This window comes from Deinococcus sp. (assembly GCF_018260555.1).
Classification (GTDB): Bacteria; Deinococcota; Deinococci; order Deinococcales; family Deinococcaceae; genus Deinococcus.
On record NZ_JAGLBB010000037.1, the window covers coordinates 1 to 16018 of the forward strand.

Sequence of the window (16018 nt, forward strand, 5' to 3'; positions counted from 1 at the left end):
TTGAAAGCAGCTTCTTAGCAATTTATAGGGCTGAATTCAGATTCTGAGCAATTTACCCTGCTGAGCAGTTACCTGCAGCGAATCAATCGGAGTCCGTCCGGCAGATCCTCCAGCCTACCCGGTCTCAGCGGCCCGGTACGCCCCAGGCGATCAACGTGCCGGTCAGGAACGCGGCGGCGCAGGCCAGCGCCCGCTGCCAGTGATCGGCGCGGCCGGGCCGGGTGCGGGGCATGCCCAGCAGCAGGGTCAGGGCGGGCAGCAGCGCCCAGGCGGCGGCGCCCGCCCGCCACGCCAGCCCCACGCTGATGGTCACGCCCGCGCAGACCAGGAAGAACAGGATGTGATGGGGTGCGCGGCCCACGCCCGCCCACCAGCGGCGTTGCAGGGACAGGCCCAGGCCCAGCAGGGCGGCCAGCAGCGCGCCGGTCAGCAGCAGCAACACCTGATGTGGGGCCATACCCGGCCACCATACCGGGTGCGCGGAACTGGCGGGGCGGGCAGATGCCCCGCGCCAACAGGTGTAGCTTCAGTCGTATGAACGAGCCTGCCTGCCGCCAGCCTGCTTCCCGAATCGCGGCCCGCACGCCGCTGCTGCCCGCGCTGCTGGCATTGACACTGCTGGTGGCCTGCAAACCGGGCGAACAGGCCGGGAGCAGCGCGGGCAGCCAGGGCGTGGGCGGCGAGGATCTGGTGGCGCGCGTGTTGTTCACGGCAAGCGGGTCGTTCGACGCGCAGTCGCAGGACAAGGCGCGCGTGCCGGGCGGGCTGCGCCGCGCCGTCTGGCAGAAGAAGGTGCCGTTCGACGCGCGGCGCGTCACGATCCAGTACGACAGCGACGCCCGCCCCATGACCTGGATGCTGGAACTCCAGGGTCCGGGCTTCACGGCGCGGGACCTGGCCGGACCGGACGCCACGGCCGTGAAGACCGCGCAGGGACCGGGCCTGCGTCCGGCGGCCGCCTCGCGCCTGCGGGACACCGTGATCATCACGCGCCGCAGTGACCTGAAAATCCTGACCCGGTCGTACGCCACGCAGGTGGAACCGGCGCTGCTGGAGGCGTTCGCGCAGCCCTGAGGGCCAGGGTTCAACGCGCGGGGCAGGTCAGCGCACGGCGTTGCGGCCCGAGCGTTTAGCGTGGTACAGGGCGCTGTCGGCGCGGTTGAACATGGCGGTGGTCGTGTCGGAGGTCCGCTGGCTGGACACGCCGAAACTGGCAGTGATGGTCAGACCCGCCACGGGTTCCGAGCTGATCTCGCCGCGCAGGCGCTCTGCGATGGCGTGCGCGTCGGTTCGGGCCACGCCGGGCAGCAGCACGATGAATTCCTCACCCCCCCACCGTCCGACCAGGCCGCCTTCACCGCTGACACTGCGGCGCAGGCGTTTGCCGAAGGCACGCAGTACGTCGTCACCGGCCACGTGACCATGTTCGTCGTTCACGCGTTTAAAGTGGTCGATGTCGGTCAGGATGACACTCAGGGGCATGCCCCTGCGGCGCGCGGCCTCCAGCGCCCGCTCGAATTCCTCCTCGATCGCGCCGCGTCCGTACACCTCGGTCAGGGCGTCCAGGCGGGCGGCGCGCAGGCGTTCGCTGTCCATATGGTGCTGATCGAGGTTCTTCTCGATAAAGTCGGTCAGGGTGTAGGCCAGCAGGCCCGCCGTGCCGATGGCGATACTGGCGGTGGCCCAGTCGACCATGTTGGCCGGGTCGATAGGGCCGTTCAGCAGGACGGTCATCAGGATGACGGCCACGCTGAGAATGTTCACGGCCGTGCCGTACCGCGACCCGAACACCAGATACGATACGATGACGTTCAGCATCAGCCACAGTGTCAGGTGCATGGGCATCTCGCCCCAGCGGATGGCGTGCGGAATCTCACTGGTGGACACGATCAGGTACCCGACGCTGGTGACGGCGTAGATGACCTGCACGCGATGAGGGAAGATCAGCGTGGCCAGCATGCTGGTCAGCGAGACCAGCAGTGCCCAGTACTTCGGAGTCTGATAGCCGACCGGGAACCCGGCAGGCGGCGGGTCGATCATGGTGGTCAGCACGGCGTACAGCACGTATGAGAAACTGGCGATGTACACGGCGACGATGCGGCTGCGGTGCAGTCGTTGCGTCACCGTGGTCGTGGGGGGAGCGGCCTGGGCGGGGGTGGAGCGGGGCGTCATGCGTCGGTTCCAGTCATGCGGGGTCACTCATGGGCAGTGGAGTCCAGTCGGCCCGGTGGCAACGCAGAGGAAAGGTGGGACGGCAAAGGCGGAGGGGAAGCGGGCCGGGAAACAGGGGAAAACGGGCCGGGTATAGCCTGATGATACAGCGGGGTCCCGGCCGGTCATGTCATACGGACTGCGCGCCACTGCGCCATAGTCGGGAAGACACCGCCTGCGGCTTTATACCCCGAAGGGGCGTCTGCCCTTCCTCCTCGCCTCCGCTCGGATGGATTCGGAAGTATACCGAATCAATCGGAACCCGTATCAGCGGCCGTGTCAGTCGAGCAGTTCACCCTGCGCAAAGAACAGGCCCAGTTCGCGCGCGGCGCTCTCGCTGCTGTCGCTGCCGTGCGTGACGTTCTCGCCCATGGTGGTGGCAAAGTCGGCGCGGATGGTGCCGGGCGCGGCGCTTGCGGGGTTCGTGGCGCCCATCATGCTGCGCCAGCCGGCGATGGCGTTCTCGCCTTCAAGGGCAATGGCGACCACGGGTCCGCCCGTGATGAAGTCCACCAGCTCACCGAAGAAGGGGCGCTCGCTGTGCTCGCCGTAGTGCGCCTCGGCGGTCTCGCGGGTGATGACCATCTGCTTGAGGCCCACCACGCGGTAGCCCTTGCGCTGGATGCGGGCAAGAATTTCAGACGTCAGGCCACGGCGGACGCCGTCGGGTTTGATCATGGCAAAAGTGCGTTCCATACTGCCCCGGAGCATAGCAGGCGGCGCCAGTCCTGTGGGGCGCGCGGCCCGGCCGCCCCAGGCGTGTGCAGCGGGGTGGGCACACGCCTGGGGCGGTGGTGATGTGGTGGCTTCGTGACTTGGTGGCTTCGTGACTTGGTGGCCCTGTTGGTGGCGCCGGTCCACAGGTGCGACCGCCATTTCTCCGTCACGCTCCCCCACACTGGGAGCGCCCGTGCGGTGAAGTTGTCTGACTCGTCAAGTCGTCTGAGTCGTGAAGTTGCCTGAACCACGTACAATGGTCCGGTGACCCACGTTTCTCACTCACGCCCCTCCGGGGACGCGGCCCGGATCGCGCTGATCGCCTGTGCGGTGGCGATTGCCGGGATGCTGCTCGCTCCGCTGGCCACCCTGGGCCGCGGATTCAGCGCCGACGCCATTCTGCTGCACATCAGTGGTTCCGTCATGAACCTGTCGTCCAGTCAGGACGCTCCTGTACACCCCACCGCCGCCGTGCTGGCCCTTGCGTGGGCCACGCTCGCCTCGCTGGTCGCCACGGTGGCCGGGGCCGTAACCCGGCAGCGCTGGTTCTGGCTCACGGGCCTGCTGGCCTTCGCGCTGGCCGTGGCGGCCGTGTTCACGCTGGGCGGCGCCCTGAACGACGAGATCAACCGCATCTCGGCCGACACGGCGCTGCGTCCGGGTGCCAAGCGGCAGTTGCGGAACTTCTACAGCAGCGGCGGGATGAACCTGGGCCTGTTTCTTCCGGCCCTGGCGGGATTGATCGCGGCCGGTGCGGGCCTCAGCCAGTTCAGTCGCGCGTGGGCTGCGCTCAACCGTCTGCGCGGCCTGCTGGTGCCGGCGGCCGCCATCGGGCTGGCCGTGCTGGTCGGGGCGGTCGTGGTGCTGATTGTGCAGCCTGCCGTCAACGAGAGCGGCCTGCCCCTGACCTTCTGGAACGGCTGGATGGCAAAAGCGGACCTGGTATACTTCGTGTACTCCACGCTGTTCGCACCGGTCACGGCCTTCGGACCGCTGCTGGACAGTCTGAAGATCGCCACGCCCCTGATCTTCACGGGCCTGAGCGTGGCGTTCGCGTTCCGCACGGGTCTGTTTAACATCGGCGCGCCGGGCCAGCTGACCATGGGGGCCATCGGCGCGATGCTGGTCGGCGTGTACGGACCGTCCGGCCTGGGCTGGGGCCTGCTGCCCCTGTCGGTACTGGCCGCTGCGGCCGGGGGCGCGCTGTGGGGGGCCATTCCGGGCCTGCTCAAGGCGCGTTTCGGGTCCAGTGAGGTCATCAACACGATCATGCTGAACTACGTCGCGTCGTCGATTTTCGTCTTCATGATCGGCAGCGAGTCTTTCCCGTTTCTGGGCCGCACGTACACCCAGCCGTTCAAGGCGCAAGGTTCGAACCCGCAGAGCGAACTGCTCCAGGAGGGGTCGCGCCTGCCGCCCCTGCTGGACCTGCTGAACGTGGGCGGCAGTGGGCAGAGGACGGTGAGTATCGGTCTGCTGGTCGCGGCCGTGGTGTTCTTCGCGGGTCGCCTGCTGCTGCGGGGCCGGAAGTACGGAGCCCTGATCGCCGGGGTCGCCGCCGCCGTGCTGGCCGCCGTGACGTGGCGAATCGGCATTCCGGTCGACGTGACCGGCAGCCGCCTGAATGGATCGTTCCTGATCGCCCTGGCCTGCGTGGCACTGTTCGGCACGCTCATGTGGCGCACGGCGACCGGGTACGCCCTACGCGCCGTGGGTCTGTCCCCGCGCGCCGCCGAGTACGGCGGGATCAGCGTGGCGCGCGGGACCATCCTGGCCATGACGATTGCCGGGGCGTTCGCGGGTCTGGCCGGCACGCACTACGTGAACGGCGGAGCACTCAACGAGTACCGCCTGACCCTGAACACCCCGGTCAACGTGGGCTTCGACGGAATTGCGGTCGCGCTGATGGGTCAGAGCACCCCGGCCGGCGTGGTGGCGTCGAGCGTGCTGTTCGGCACCATCGATACGGGCAGCATCAACGTGCAGCAGAAACTCGACAAGGTCAGTAACGACATCGTGACGATCCTCAAGGCCCTGATCGTGCTGTTCATCGCGGCCGGCGGCTTCCTGAGTCGGCGCGTGACCGACCCCCCGCCCCCTCCACTGGTCGCGGAAACCGACCGAACCGGCAAGCCCGAGCAGGCCAGCCTGGACTCGTCAGCCGCCCACCTGGAACGCAGCACGCCGCTGCCGAACGTGGGCCAGAGCAGTGAACAGATCAAACGGGAAGGTGACAAGTAATGGACGGTGTGTTCGATCAACTTCTGACCACGGCCTTCCTGGCCACCTTTATTCGCAGCACGGTGCCGCTGCTGCTGACCGCGCTGGGCGGCCTGTTCAGTGAGCGCAGCGGCGTAGTGAACATTGCGCTGGACGGCCTGATCATCTTCGGTGCGCTGGCCGGTGCGGTCAGCACGAAACTGCTGGAACCCTCGCTGGGCGCCGCCGCTCCCTGGGCGGGCTGGCTGTTCGGGATGCTGGTCGGCGGTCTGATTGCCTGGATTCACGCGGTCCTGAGCATCAAGTACCGCGCCAATCAGGTGATCAGTGGCACGGCGATTAACCTGCTCGCCAGCGGCGTGCCTGCCGTGCTGCTGACCGCGCTGTACGGCGTGTCGAACGAGAGCCCCAAGGTCGAGCGGGCCCTGCCGCTGTGGGGCGTGGCAGAACTGCGTTTCTCGCCGCCCGTCTACTTCGCGTTCCTGGCGGTGGCCGTCACGTGGTACGTGATGTACCGCACGCCGTTCGGGTTGCGCCTGCGCGCCACGGGTGAGCAACCGGGCGCGGCCGCCAGCATGGGCGTGAACGTGAGCCGCATGCGTTACAGCGCCGTGATTCTCTCGGGTGTGCTGGCCGGAACGGCCGGGGTGTTCCTGAGTATCGGCAACCTCGACTCGTACGTGCGCAACATCAGTGCCGGTGGTGGCTTCATTGCGCTGGCCGCGCTGATCTTTGGACAGTGGAAACCGCTGGGCGTGCTGGCCGCGACCCTGCTGTTCGGTCTCCTTCAGGCCCTGAGCATCGTGCTGGGCGGAAATGACATCCTGCCACCCACGCTGATGCAGGCACTGCCGTACCTGATTACCATCCTCGCGCTCATCTTCACGGGCCGCAGCCGCGCGCCCAAGGCCCTGGGAACCCCGTATGGAGGCTGAAGCCGTGCTGACCGCACGTCACGCCGCCGCCCGGAAACGTGTAGGGTAACGGGTATGAGCTTTGGCACCGACCTGAAACAGGCCCGTGAAATCCAGGGGCTCACCACGCAGGACGTGGCCCTGCGAACCAAGATTCGCGGGGATTACCTGAAGGCCCTGGAGGACGGCAACACCAGTCTCCTGCCAGAACGAACCTTTGCCCGCTCGTACCTGCAACGGTACGCGCGGGAACTGAACCTTGACCCGGCCCCGCTCCTGGCTGAATTCGACCGGAGCGTCCCGGCCGACGCCTCGCAGACCCTGCGCGGCCCGGCGGTCAAGGGCGCCCCCGGTCCCGGTTCGGCCGCGACTGCCGGGGGCAGCGGCTCTACCCGTAGGGGGACCGGCAATCCGGCGATCTTGACAGCGGCTGTGACCGCCCTGATCGTGTTCGGAGCCGGTGGGTACTACGCGTACAGCTCGTTCCTGAAACCCGCCCCGACCAGTGTGACCCCGGCAGTACCGGTAGCCGAGCCGACCCCCGCCCCGGTGGTGACCGTGCGCCTGAGCGTCAGCAGCGTCCCCAGTGGCGCGCAGGTGTACCTGGATAACCGCGACCTGGGAGTCACGCCTGTCAAGTCCTTCCCGGTCAACGCCCGCACGAACGCGCTACTGCGCGTGGAGTTCACGGGCCGCGCCCCGCTGAAGCAGACGGTGGACCTGAGCCGCAGCCGCAACCTGCGTGCCCAACTGAACCCAGCCAGCAGCACCCTGACGGACCTCGCGGCTAAACAGGCTGCCGATCAGGCAGCCGCGCGAGCCGCCGCGAAAGCGGCTGCCAGCCCTGCAACCGACGCCACCAAGCAGCCCACCACCACTCCTCCCGCCGCAGCGGCGAAACCGGCGGCTTCCCCGCCAGCCCAGGCGGTCAACGTCACCTTCACTGGCGCCGCCTGGACCCGCGTGACCGACCGCTCAGGCCGCGTGCTGTTCGAGGGCACCCCGCCCGCCGGAAGCGTCAAGGGCTTCCCGGCGGGCGTGACGATCCGCACCGGGAACGCCGGGGTCGTGAACGTCAGCGTGAACGGCGCGGCCGCTACCAGCCTCGGTCAGCCCGGGCAGGTCGTGACCCGCCAGTTCTGAGCCCGACTCCGGTTGATTCGGTGCAGCCCTGAATCGATTCGCGCGGATGTGAATGGGAACAACAGACGGATTGAAGGTATCGAGCGCCGTCCGTATGAGACGGACTCCGGGCGCTGAGCTGGCACCCCGCCTTGATTCCAGCCTGTGAACGGTATGGATAGCAGTTCGCGTGAGCCGTCCGAGTAAATGAGCAGGCGATGAGCTCCCCGCTCCCATGACCGGCGCATAGCGTAGATTGTGAGGACTGTGACTTCCTCTCCCCTGCCACCGGCGCCCTCATCACCCAACGCTTTCCAGTACGCCTGGCGGAGCCCGTGGGTGCGCCTGATCGTCTTCCTGACGGTCGCCTACCTGATGTACGTCCTGAGTGGGCAGATCCACTCGGTGCTGGTCGATTTCGCCGTCGCCTTTCTGATCGCCTACCTGGCCAATCCGCTGCTGAACTGGCTGGAACGCGGGCGGGTCAAACGCGGCCTGGGCGTGTTCTTCGTGGTGCTGGTCTTTCTGGCCCTGCTGGGTCTGGCGGGCGTTCTGCTGGCGACGGTTTCCGCGCAACTTGTGACGCTCCTGCAGAAACTCCCGGAGCAGATCGGTACGCTAGGTGACACGGTAGACCGGATCATCCGCTTGCTGACGAAGCTGGGCGTGCCGGGTCTGGACAACACGCGCGCGCAATTGATCGAAGCGGCACAGAACTACGTGCAGAACCTCGGGGACAACCTCATGCCGATCCTGCAACGGGGCCTGAGTTCCACCGGTTCACTCCTCAGCGGCCTGCTGTCCATTGGCGGCGTGGTGGGCCAGATCCTGCTGATTCTGCTGCTGAGCGTCTACCTGATGCTCGATTACAACCGCGTGAACGCCAGCCTGGTAGGCCTGTTCCCGCGACCCTGGCAGCCGCGCGTGCTGGAGTTGAGTCATCTGATCGGCACAGCGGTCGGCGGGTACGCGCGCGGGCAACTCGTGATCGCCACGTTCATCGGCGTGTTCGTGTGGCTGGGGCTCCTGGGCATCGGTATTCCCAGCGCAGCGGCCATCGGGTTCCTGGCGGGCGCGTTTAACATCGTGCCGTACCTGGGGCCGATCATAGGGGCGCTTCCGGCCATCCTGCTGGCGCTGACCCTTCCCGGCGCGCTGCTGAAAATCGCCGCAGTGGTGGGCATCTTCGTGCTGGCTAACCAGATCGAGGGAAACTTCCTGAGCCCCTACATTCTGTCCAAGACAACCGACCTGCACCCGGTCACCGTGCTGCTGGCCATTCTGGTGGGCGTCAGTCTGCTGGGCTTCGTGGGAGCCCTGCTGGCCGTGCCGACCGTGGCACTGGGAAAACTGCTGATGCATCGGTACTACTACACCAGCCGCATCTACACCGAAGGTCCCTAGAGAGACGAAGGCCTCTGGAAAGGTCTGGATGACCGCAGATGCATGTCCTGGTCCCCTACTGCTGTCCGCACCGACTCTCCGGTCCAACCGAGCGGGCCACCGGTTTGTAGAAGCCGGGCCCATTTCCGTAGCCGGGCAGGCTGGAGCGGCAACACAAAACCCCGCCACCGGGGCGGGGTTTCGTTCGGACCGTCCGTCGATCAGACGAGTTCGATCAGAGCCATGGTGACGCCGTCACCGCGGCGGGTGCCAACGCGCAGAATGCGGGTGTAGCCACCGGGACGCTCGGCGTACTTGGGGGCCACTTCATCCATGACTTTACGCAGAACGTCGTTGTCGTGGATGTCGCGGGCGACCAGACGGCGGGCGTGCAGGTCGCCGCCCTTGGCGGTGGTGATCAGTTTCTCAACGTAGGGGCGAAGCTCCTTGGCCTTGGTGAGGGTCGTCTGGATGCGACCTTCACGCAGCAGTGCCGTCGCCTGGGCGCGGGCCAGGGCGGTGCGGCTACTGCTGTTGCGGTTGAGCTTGCGACCGGATTTACCGTGACGCATGGTGTGTCTCCTTTGGGGTCAGTCGGCTCAGTCGCGCAGGGCGAGGCCGAACTGGGCGAGTTGCTGCTTGATTTCGTCCAGGCTGCGCTCGCCGATACCGGGGACTTTTTTCAGGTCGCGGTCGGAGAGGGCGCACAGGGCGTCCACGCTGTCGATGCCTTCTTCCTTGAGGGAGTGCAGCACGCGGGTGGTGAGCCCCAGACCTTCGAGGGTCACGCGGGGTGACTCCGTCTCGGCGGGGTAATCGCCCGGGTTCAGGTTCAGCGAGGAGGTCTGGGGGGGCAGGTCGTACACGTTGGGCGCTGCGGGGGTGGGCGTGTAGGCGGGCTGCTGGTACTCGGGCGTCACGGCCGGAAGGGCCTCGACGTTACCGAACACTGTGAGTTCGTCACGGAGGATTTCCACGGCCTTGTCCAGCGTCTCCTGGGGTCCGACGCTACCGTCGGTCCAGACGCGCAGGATCAGGCGGTCCAGGTCGGTCTGCTGGCCGACGCGGGTGTTTTCCACGTGGTAGGCCACGCGCCGGACGGGGGAGAACACGGCGTCCACCGGGATCGAGTTGATGCGGTCCTTGGTGGCGTGCTTGTCGGCGGGAACGTACCCTTCGCCTTCCTCGACGCGCACTTCCATGACCAGTTTGCCGTCCTCTGCGAGGTTGGCAATCACCAGGTCAGGGTTGACGATTTCAGCGTCGCTGGGGACCTCGAAGGCGCTGGCCCGCACGACACCTTCGCCCTGCGCACGCAGGGTGAGGGTCTTGGGGCCGCCCGCGTGGAATTTCACGACGAGCTCCTTGAGGTTCAGGATCATCTGAATCACGTCTTCCTTAACGCCAGGAATCGTGGAGAACTCGTGCAGGACGTCCTCGATGTACACGCTGGTGACAGCCGTGCCGGGGATCGAGGACATCAGGATGCGCCGGATGGGGTTCCCGATGGTGACGCCGTAACCGCGCGTGAGCGGTTCCAGGACGAACTCGCCGTAATCGCCGTCCACGCGGGCCTTGAGTTGAGGGCGCTTTTGATCCACTGGGGCCTCCTGATTTAGCGCGAGTAGTACTCGATGATGAAGTTCTCGTTGATCGGCAGGGCCAGGTCTTCACGCGCGGGGAGGCGGGAGAAGGTGCCCTTGAAGTTCTCGGCGTCCAGTTCGACCCAGGGGCTCACGCGGCGGCGCTTCTGCGCTTCCATGTTCTCCTGAATAAAGCCGATCTTACGGCCGAGTTCGGAAACGGTGATCTCGTCACCGATCTTGACGCGGTAGCTGGCGATGTCGACCTTCTTGCCGTTGACCATGATGTGACCGTGGCCGACGAACTGACGGGCCTGCCGGCGGGTGCTGGCAAAACCCATGCGGAAGACGACGTTGTCCAGGCGGCGTTCGAGCAGTTGCAGGAACACGGTGCCGGTCACGCCGGGAACGTTGGCCGCTTCCTCGAAGAGGTTACGGAACTGTTTCTCGCCCATGCCGTACAGGCGCGCCAGTTTCTGCTTTTCACGCAGTCGGACGCTGTAGTCGCTGGGGCGACCACGGCCACGGCGCTGGCCGTGCTGGCCGGGCGCGTAGGGACGGCGGTCCAGGTACTTCTGGACTTTTTCAGTCTCCGCGAGGTTGATGCCTTCGCGGCGGCTCTGTTTGGTGATGGAACCACGGAAACGACCCATGTCTTCATTCTCCTTGCGGCGCACTCCATTGGCGGGGTGCAGCCGGGTCTGCGGCCCTCTGTTGCCCGCTTCCATTGCCTGTGGTGAGGCTTACGCTCCCGTTGAGGGAAGCGGTGGAAGCGGGGCAGGTGGGCGCGCGCGTGTGCGCTTTAGGCGCGGAACTTCTTCTTGGGGCGGCAGCCGTTGTGGGGGACGGGGGTGTCATCCATGATGGACTTCACTTCGATCCCGCTGGCCTGGATGGCGCGGATGGCCTGCTCGCGGCCGGAGCCGCTGCCGCGCACGATCACGTCGACGATGTTCATGCCGAAGGTCTGCTGCGCTTTTTTCACCGCGTCGGCGGCGGCCAGCTGGGCAGCGTAGGGCGTGCCCTTCTTGCTGCCTTTGTAGCCGATCGTGCCGCCACTGCTCCAGGCAACAGAGTTGCCGTCGAGGTCAGTGATGGTGACGATGGTGTTGTTGTAGCTGGCGTGCACGTACGCGCGGCCAGCGCTGATGTTGCGCCGGGCGCGGCGCGGGGTCTTGCCTTTGGTACTCTTCGCCATGGCTTACTTCCTCGTCGCTTTCTTCTTACCGGCGACGGTCTTGCGCGGCCCCTTGCGGGTACGGGCGTTCGTCTTGGTGCGCTGGCCGCGCACGGGCAGGCCGCGGCGGTGACGCAGGCCACGGTAGGCACCGATGTCCATCAGACGCTTGATGTTCTGACCGACTTCGTTGCGGAGGTCACCTTCGACCTTGTAGGTCTTCTCGATGGCTTCACGCAGGGTGCTCTGCTCCGCTTCGCTGAGGGTCTTGACGCGGGTGTCCGGGTTGATACCGGTGGTCGCCAGGATTTCCTTGGAGCGGGTCAGGCCAATGCCGTAGATGTAGGTGAGCGCGATTTCGACGCGCTTTTCGCGGGGCAGGTCAACGCCAGCAATACGTGCCATGCTTAACCCTGCCTCTGCTTGTGCTTGACGTTGGTGCAGATGACCAGAACGCGCCCGTGGCGGCGGATCACCTTGCAGTTGTCGCACATCTTTTTGACACTGCTACGAACTTTCATGCTTCCTCCTCGCGCCGCCGCGCCCGCGCACCCCATCATGGGTGGCTGACTGGCAGCGCTCGACCCCCCTCCCACCTCTGGCAGGTGGGGAATCTGTGGGTACTTCGGCCCTGGGTTACTTGCGGTAGACGATCCGTCCGCGCGACGTGTCGTACGGACTGATTTCCAGAACCACACGGTCACCGGGCAGGATGCGGATGTAGTGGATGCGCATCTTGCCGCTGATGTAAGCCAGGAGATCGTGTCCTGTATCGAGCTTCACTCGGAACGTCGTATTCGGAAGTGCTTCCTCCACGACGCCCTCTGCCCGCACGGTATCGGACTCTTCCTTCTTACGCTTTTCCCGCTGTTCCGGCATTTTTCGTCTTGCCACGCAACCTCCAGGCTTGATACAAGCCAAACGTAAAGGTATCACGCCTTCTGCCGGATCGGCAAGCGCTCCTGGGCTGATGCCTGCCGGTGGCAGGTCAGAGCGCCCTGCATCCGGCAGGAACGTTCGGTTATACAGGACATGCCGAGCTGCGGTGTGCGCCCTGCCACCTCCACGGCACGGCCGACTGTTGCGCTGGCACCCCGGAAGCTGCCTTGCTCCTATACAGATTCCGATTGATTCGGTGCAGTTCTGAATCAATCCGAGCGGACACGAGTAGGAACAGCAGACAGATTCCGCGGTGTGCAGCCGCAGGCGGCGCTTTTCCGACTGTGGCAGGATGGAGCGGAATCCGGACTACTGACCTTCGCCCGGTTCGGATGGTCTCGGCAGGCGTTCAACCGGAGGCCAGACATGCGCTCAGCCTGCGCCGCCCCCGCGCACGACCAGTCCCTGTTCGCCCGCCCAGGTGCTCACGTCGTCCCCACGGATGGCGGCGGCCATCAGGCCCGGAAAGTGGTCGGGTGTGCAGGCGAAGGCCGGGATGCCCATGCCCGCAAACGCGCGGGCAACGCCGTGATCGTAGCCGGGCGCGCCGTCGTCCGACAGGGCCAGCAGGGCGATGACATTCACGCCGCTGCCCTTCAGGGCGCGGGCGCGGGCCAGCATCTCGCGCTCGTTACCGCCCTCGTACAGGTCGCTGATCAGCACCAGGATGGTCTGCTCGGGCTTCTGGATGACCCCCTGGCAGTACGCGAGCGCCCGGTTGATGTCCGTGCCGCCGCCCAGCTGAATGCCGTACAGAACGTCCACCGGGTCGTCCAGGTGGTCCGAGAGGTCCACGACCTCGGTGTCGAACACCACGACCCGCGTACTGACCGCCGGCAGGCTGGCCAGGACCGCGCCGAACACGCCCGCGTACACGACGCTGCTGGCCATGCTGCCCGACTGGTCGAGGCACAGGACAATGTCGCGCAGGCTGCGGCGCCGGCGGCCCATACCGACTAGCCGCTCGGGAATGATGGTGTGCTTTTCTGGCTGGTAGGTCTTGAGGTTCGCGCGGATGGTGCGGTCCCAGTCGATCTCGGCCGGGCGGGGACGGAAGTTGCGCTGCGCGCGGTTCAGGCTGCCGGTCACGGCGGCGCGGGTGGGTTCCTCCAGCCGCCGCGTCAGGTCGTCCACCACACGGCGCACCACGGCGCGGGCCGCGTCCTTGGCCCTCTGCGGCATCACGCCCTTGAGGGTCAGGAGAGTGCCCACGAGATTCACGTCCGGCTCTACACTGTCCAGCGTTTCTGGCTCGAACAGCAGTTGCTGAAGGCCCAGGCGTTCGATGGCGTCACCCTGCAAGACGCGCACCACGTCCACCGGGAAGAACTCGCGCAGGTCCGCCAGCCAGCGCGCGACCCGTGGGGCGCTGGAGCCCAGGCCAGCTTTACGGGAACCGTCCTGCGCGTCGTACAGGCCGGACAGGGCGTCGTCCATCCGGCGGTCCAGGGCACTCAAGCTGACCGGGATGCCCTCGCCCGGCCCGCTGGCCAGTCCGTCCGCGTCTCCCCCGCCCAGCACCAGCCGCCAGCGGCGCAGGCGTTCCGTGTTATCCGTCATGCGTTCACCCCCAGCAGTTTCAGGACTACGGGCACGGCCCGCAGCGCCCGCTCCGCGTCCACCTCGCGCCGGACGCCGCGCCCCGGCGCCATTGTGCCGCGTAGCGTCTCACCGATGGCGCGGCGCTCAGGTTTCTCGAAACGGGAGAATACCCGGCGCAGGAGCGGCAGCGTCTCCTGAAACGCGGGCGCGTCCAGGCCGGTCAGCCAGTCGTCCAGCAGGGCCAGCAGATCCGGATCGTGAATGAGGAGCGCGCCGCTGTCGCCCAGGAAACCGTCCAGCCACGCCGTGACCTCCAGCGGCACGCCGCTGCTCAGCGCCAGCCCCAGCCGCCGCTCGACCTCCGCGCTGTCCAGCACGGACGCGTCCCGCAGGCGGCGCACCGCGTCCCCACTGAGCAGCGGGTGCGTGTCGTCCCGGTCGGCAAGTCGGTTCAGGGCCGCCTGCCATCCGGTCAGTGCGTCCGGGTCGCCCAGCAGGCGCACGGCCGCGTCTGCGCCCTGCACGGACCCGCGCAAGGTGGCCGCCGCGTCGTCTGCGAGGCCCACCCCGGCCAGCGGCAGGCCCACGCCCGCCCGCGTCAGCAGCGTGCGGAAGGTCGCTCCTGCCAGCACATTCGACCCGTCCCCTCGTCCACGCACGTCCCCGTAGCGCGCCAGCCGCGCCAGGGGCGGCAGGGCGCCCAGCAGGTCACCCACGTCCGCGTTGCCCGCCGCCCGCGCGTCCAGGGCCGTCAGCGCCACCGGCAGCGCGCCCTGTAGGTCGGCGTAGCGCACGGCCTCGAGCAGGGTCGTCAGTTCCGCGAGCGTGCCTGCATTCCGGGCCGCCTCGGTCGCCACCGCCGTCGCCGCGTCGAGGACCGTCTGCCCGGAGCGGCTGGCCTCGACCAGGCGCACACTGAACTCCGGTTTCCAGGCCAGCGCCCACGCCTCCTTGAAGGTCCCGCGCCCGCCCACGGACCGCTCCTGCGCCCACGGCACGCCCAGCAGGTTCAGGCGGTGAAACAACACGCTGCGCGCCAGATCGCTGTCGGTGCGCAGGTCCAGGGTCAGCTCGGACTGCTCGGGCTGCACCTTCAACCGCAGGCTCTTCTGAAGGCGGGTCAGATCCTGCGCCAGCGGCACGGTCGGCACGCCCTGGGGCACCCTTCCCAGCGCCTCGCCCACCACCAGTTGCCGCTCGATCAGCCGCAGGGGCAGGTCACTGTCCCACCCGAACACGCTCAGGGCCGCCTCGTTCAACTCGTCCAGGCCCGGAAGCGCCCGGCCCCGCAGGGCCGCCAGGGTGTTCGCCAGCCGCGTCGCCTCGATCACGGACGCGCTGCTCGCCTCCAGCCGCTCCTGGCGGAGCAGCCGCGCCGCCCGCGCAAACCAGCGTTCGGTCACGTCCCGCCGCGTCGTGAACAGGTGATGGTAGTACCCCGGCGAGCGCACGCCCGCCCCGTACCCGCTGCCCATGCTCAGGCGGCCGTGCGTCCACGGCACCCAAGTCAGCGTGACCTTCGCTTTGGGCAGGCCCTTCAGGAGCGCCGCGTCGTCTTTCGCCTTGAAGGCGTTCACGTCCAGCGCCGGCGCGTGCCACGCCCCGCACACCACCGCCACCCGCTGCGCCCCACCCTGCACGGCCGCGCGGATCGCCTGCCGCATGCAGGCCTCACGCGCCGCCTCCCGACCTGCCGGGGCAGGAGCGTCCGCGCGCACCGCACGCATCGCCTCGTTCACGGCCTCGAATACGTCAAAATCGTCACCGCGCGCCTCGACCAGCGTCTCCCACCACCGCTCGAAATCCGCGTACCCCGCCGCCTCTGCCAGCACCCGCAACGGATCGCTGTGCAGATCATCCGTCTCGTCGTCCCCGCGTTCGCCCGCCAGCGTCACCGCCGCCGCAAGATCCATGAACCGCGCCGCCGCCCCCGCCTGCGCCGCCCAGCGCAGTGCCACGAACTCCGGACTGAACGCCGCGAACGGCCAGAACGACGCTCTGGCAGGATCGTCGTTCACGTAGCCCAGCAACGCCACGGGCGGCTTCATGTCCCCCCGCGCCAGGAACGGCAGGACGGAATCCGCATCGGATGGCCCCTCGACCAGCACCGTATCGGGCTGGAGTTGCGACAGAGCGTGCTCCAGCGATCGGGCACTGCCGGGGCCGTGATGACGGATAGGGAAAATGGAGATCAACGACGTCTCCTGTCC

Annotated in this window: 17 protein-coding genes; 5 read left to right on the forward strand and 12 right to left on the reverse strand. The window is 67.2% G+C overall.

Annotated features, from left to right (window positions below; all coding sequences use genetic code 11):
- Positions 1-124: 124 nt before the first annotated feature.
- Positions 125-457, reverse strand: a complete 333-nt coding sequence (locus tag QZ271_RS08550; RefSeq protein ID WP_291430501.1) for a hypothetical protein — start codon at positions 455-457, stop codon at positions 125-127.
- Between the two features lie 77 nt (positions 458-534).
- Between QZ271_RS08550 and QZ271_RS08555 the strand changes: the two genes are divergently transcribed.
- Positions 535-1074, forward strand: a complete 540-nt coding sequence (locus tag QZ271_RS08555) for a hypothetical protein (RefSeq protein WP_291430503.1) — start codon at positions 535-537, stop codon at positions 1072-1074.
- Between the two features lie 27 nt (positions 1075-1101).
- Here QZ271_RS08555 and QZ271_RS08560 read toward each other — a convergent pair whose 3' ends face one another.
- Positions 1102-2172, reverse strand: coding sequence for a GGDEF domain-containing protein (locus tag QZ271_RS08560; RefSeq protein ID WP_291430505.1), 1071 nt, complete (start codon positions 2170-2172; stop codon positions 1102-1104).
- A gap of 318 nt (positions 2173-2490) precedes the next feature.
- Positions 2491-2907, reverse strand: a complete 417-nt coding sequence (gene ndk, locus QZ271_RS08565; protein WP_291430507.1) for a nucleoside-diphosphate kinase — start codon at positions 2905-2907, stop codon at positions 2491-2493.
- Positions 2908-3192: 285 nt separating this feature from the next.
- Between ndk and QZ271_RS08570 the strand changes: the two genes are divergently transcribed.
- The 4 genes from QZ271_RS08570 to QZ271_RS08585 all read left to right on the forward strand — a co-directional run bounded on the left by QZ271_RS08570 (position 3193) and on the right by QZ271_RS08585 (position 8588).
- Positions 3193-5169 carry an ABC transporter permease gene (locus tag QZ271_RS08570; protein ID WP_291430508.1) on the forward strand — a complete coding sequence of 659 codons (1977 nt, stop codon included), beginning with the start codon at positions 3193-3195 and terminating at the stop codon, positions 5167-5169.
- Entirely contained in the window at positions 5169-6083 is a 915-nt protein-coding gene (locus QZ271_RS08575; protein WP_291430511.1) for an ABC transporter permease, read from the forward strand. The genes QZ271_RS08570 and QZ271_RS08575 overlap by 1 nt, the downstream gene beginning before the upstream one ends.
- Positions 6084-6137: 54 nt before the next feature.
- Entirely contained in the window at positions 6138-7205 is a 1068-nt protein-coding gene (locus QZ271_RS08580; RefSeq protein ID WP_291430513.1) for a helix-turn-helix domain-containing protein, read from the forward strand.
- Positions 7206-7466: 261 nt separating this feature from the next.
- The gene (locus QZ271_RS08585; protein WP_291430586.1) at positions 7467-8588 is read left to right on the forward strand and encodes an AI-2E family transporter; all 1122 of its coding nucleotides are present in this window, start codon (positions 7467-7469) and stop codon (positions 8586-8588) included.
- A 200-nt stretch (positions 8589-8788) separates the two neighbouring features.
- Here the strand turns inward: QZ271_RS08585 and rplQ are convergent, their stop codons facing one another.
- The 9 genes from rplQ to QZ271_RS08630 form a co-directional block, all read right to left on the reverse strand.
- The gene (gene rplQ / locus QZ271_RS08590) at positions 8789-9139 is read right to left on the reverse strand and encodes a 50S ribosomal protein L17 (protein ID WP_273989215.1); all 351 of its coding nucleotides are present in this window, start codon (positions 9137-9139) and stop codon (positions 8789-8791) included.
- Between the two features lie 27 nt (positions 9140-9166).
- Positions 9167-10168: a DNA-directed RNA polymerase subunit alpha gene (locus tag QZ271_RS08595; protein ID WP_291430515.1), complete on the reverse strand. Its 1002-nt coding sequence runs from the start codon at positions 10166-10168 to the stop codon at positions 9167-9169.
- Positions 10169-10182: 14 nt separating this feature from the next.
- Positions 10183-10803, reverse strand: a complete 621-nt coding sequence (rpsD, locus tag QZ271_RS08600; protein WP_273989217.1) for a 30S ribosomal protein S4 — start codon at positions 10801-10803, stop codon at positions 10183-10185.
- A 149-nt stretch (positions 10804-10952) separates the two neighbouring features.
- The gene (gene rpsK, locus QZ271_RS08605) at positions 10953-11348 is read right to left on the reverse strand and encodes a 30S ribosomal protein S11 (protein ID WP_046843186.1); all 396 of its coding nucleotides are present in this window, start codon (positions 11346-11348) and stop codon (positions 10953-10955) included.
- A 3-nt stretch (positions 11349-11351) separates the two neighbouring features.
- Positions 11352-11732 carry a 30S ribosomal protein S13 gene (rpsM, locus tag QZ271_RS08610; protein WP_189065911.1) on the reverse strand — a complete coding sequence of 127 codons (381 nt, stop codon included), beginning with the start codon at positions 11730-11732 and terminating at the stop codon, positions 11352-11354.
- 2 nt (positions 11733-11734) lie between these two features.
- On the reverse strand, positions 11735-11848 hold the full coding sequence (gene rpmJ / locus QZ271_RS08615) for a 50S ribosomal protein L36 (protein ID WP_019012075.1): 114 nt from the start codon (positions 11846-11848) through the stop codon (positions 11735-11737).
- 115 nt (positions 11849-11963) lie between these two features.
- On the reverse strand, positions 11964-12206 hold the full coding sequence (infA, locus tag QZ271_RS08620) for a translation initiation factor IF-1 (protein WP_019012076.1): 243 nt from the start codon (positions 12204-12206) through the stop codon (positions 11964-11966).
- Positions 12207-12638: 432 nt separating this feature from the next.
- The gene (locus QZ271_RS08625) at positions 12639-13826 is read right to left on the reverse strand and encodes a VWA domain-containing protein (RefSeq protein WP_291430531.1); all 1188 of its coding nucleotides are present in this window, start codon (positions 13824-13826) and stop codon (positions 12639-12641) included.
- Complete coding sequence (locus tag QZ271_RS08630) at positions 13823-16003, reverse strand: DUF5682 family protein (RefSeq protein ID WP_291430533.1); 2181 nt, start codon at positions 16001-16003, stop codon at positions 13823-13825. The genes QZ271_RS08625 and QZ271_RS08630 overlap by 4 nt, the downstream gene beginning before the upstream one ends.
- Positions 16004-16018 lie beyond the last annotated feature (15 nt).

Coding starts and splice junctions, on each gene's coding strand:
- QZ271_RS08550 (WP_291430501.1), bottom strand. CDS start 457: ATGGCCCCACATCAGGTGTTGCTGCTGCTGACCGGCGCGCTGCTGGCC.
- QZ271_RS08555 (WP_291430503.1), top strand. CDS start 535: ATGAACGAGCCTGCCTGCCGCCAGCCTGCTTCCCGAATCGCGGCCCGC.
- QZ271_RS08560 (WP_291430505.1), bottom strand. CDS start 2,172: ATGACGCCCCGCTCCACCCCCGCCCAGGCCGCTCCCCCCACGACCACG.
- ndk (WP_291430507.1), bottom strand. CDS start 2,907: ATGGAACGCACTTTTGCCATGATCAAACCCGACGGCGTCCGCCGTGGC.
- QZ271_RS08575 (WP_291430511.1), top strand. CDS start 5,169: ATGGACGGTGTGTTCGATCAACTTCTGACCACGGCCTTCCTGGCCACC.
- QZ271_RS08580 (WP_291430513.1), top strand. CDS start 6,138: ATGAGCTTTGGCACCGACCTGAAACAGGCCCGTGAAATCCAGGGGCTC.
- rplQ (WP_273989215.1), bottom strand. CDS start 9,139: ATGCGTCACGGTAAATCCGGTCGCAAGCTCAACCGCAACAGCAGTAGC.
- rpsD (WP_273989217.1), bottom strand. CDS start 10,803: ATGGGTCGTTTCCGTGGTTCCATCACCAAACAGAGCCGCCGCGAAGGC.
- rpsK (WP_046843186.1), bottom strand. CDS start 11,348: ATGGCGAAGAGTACCAAAGGCAAGACCCCGCGCCGCGCCCGGCGCAAC.
- rpsM (WP_189065911.1), bottom strand. CDS start 11,732: ATGGCACGTATTGCTGGCGTTGACCTGCCCCGCGAAAAGCGCGTCGAA.
- rpmJ (WP_019012075.1), bottom strand. CDS start 11,848: ATGAAAGTTCGTAGCAGTGTCAAAAAGATGTGCGACAACTGCAAGGTG.
- infA (WP_019012076.1), bottom strand. CDS start 12,206: ATGCCGGAACAGCGGGAAAAGCGTAAGAAGGAAGAGTCCGATACCGTG.
- QZ271_RS08625 (WP_291430531.1), bottom strand. CDS start 13,826: ATGACGGATAACACGGAACGCCTGCGCCGCTGGCGGCTGGTGCTGGGC.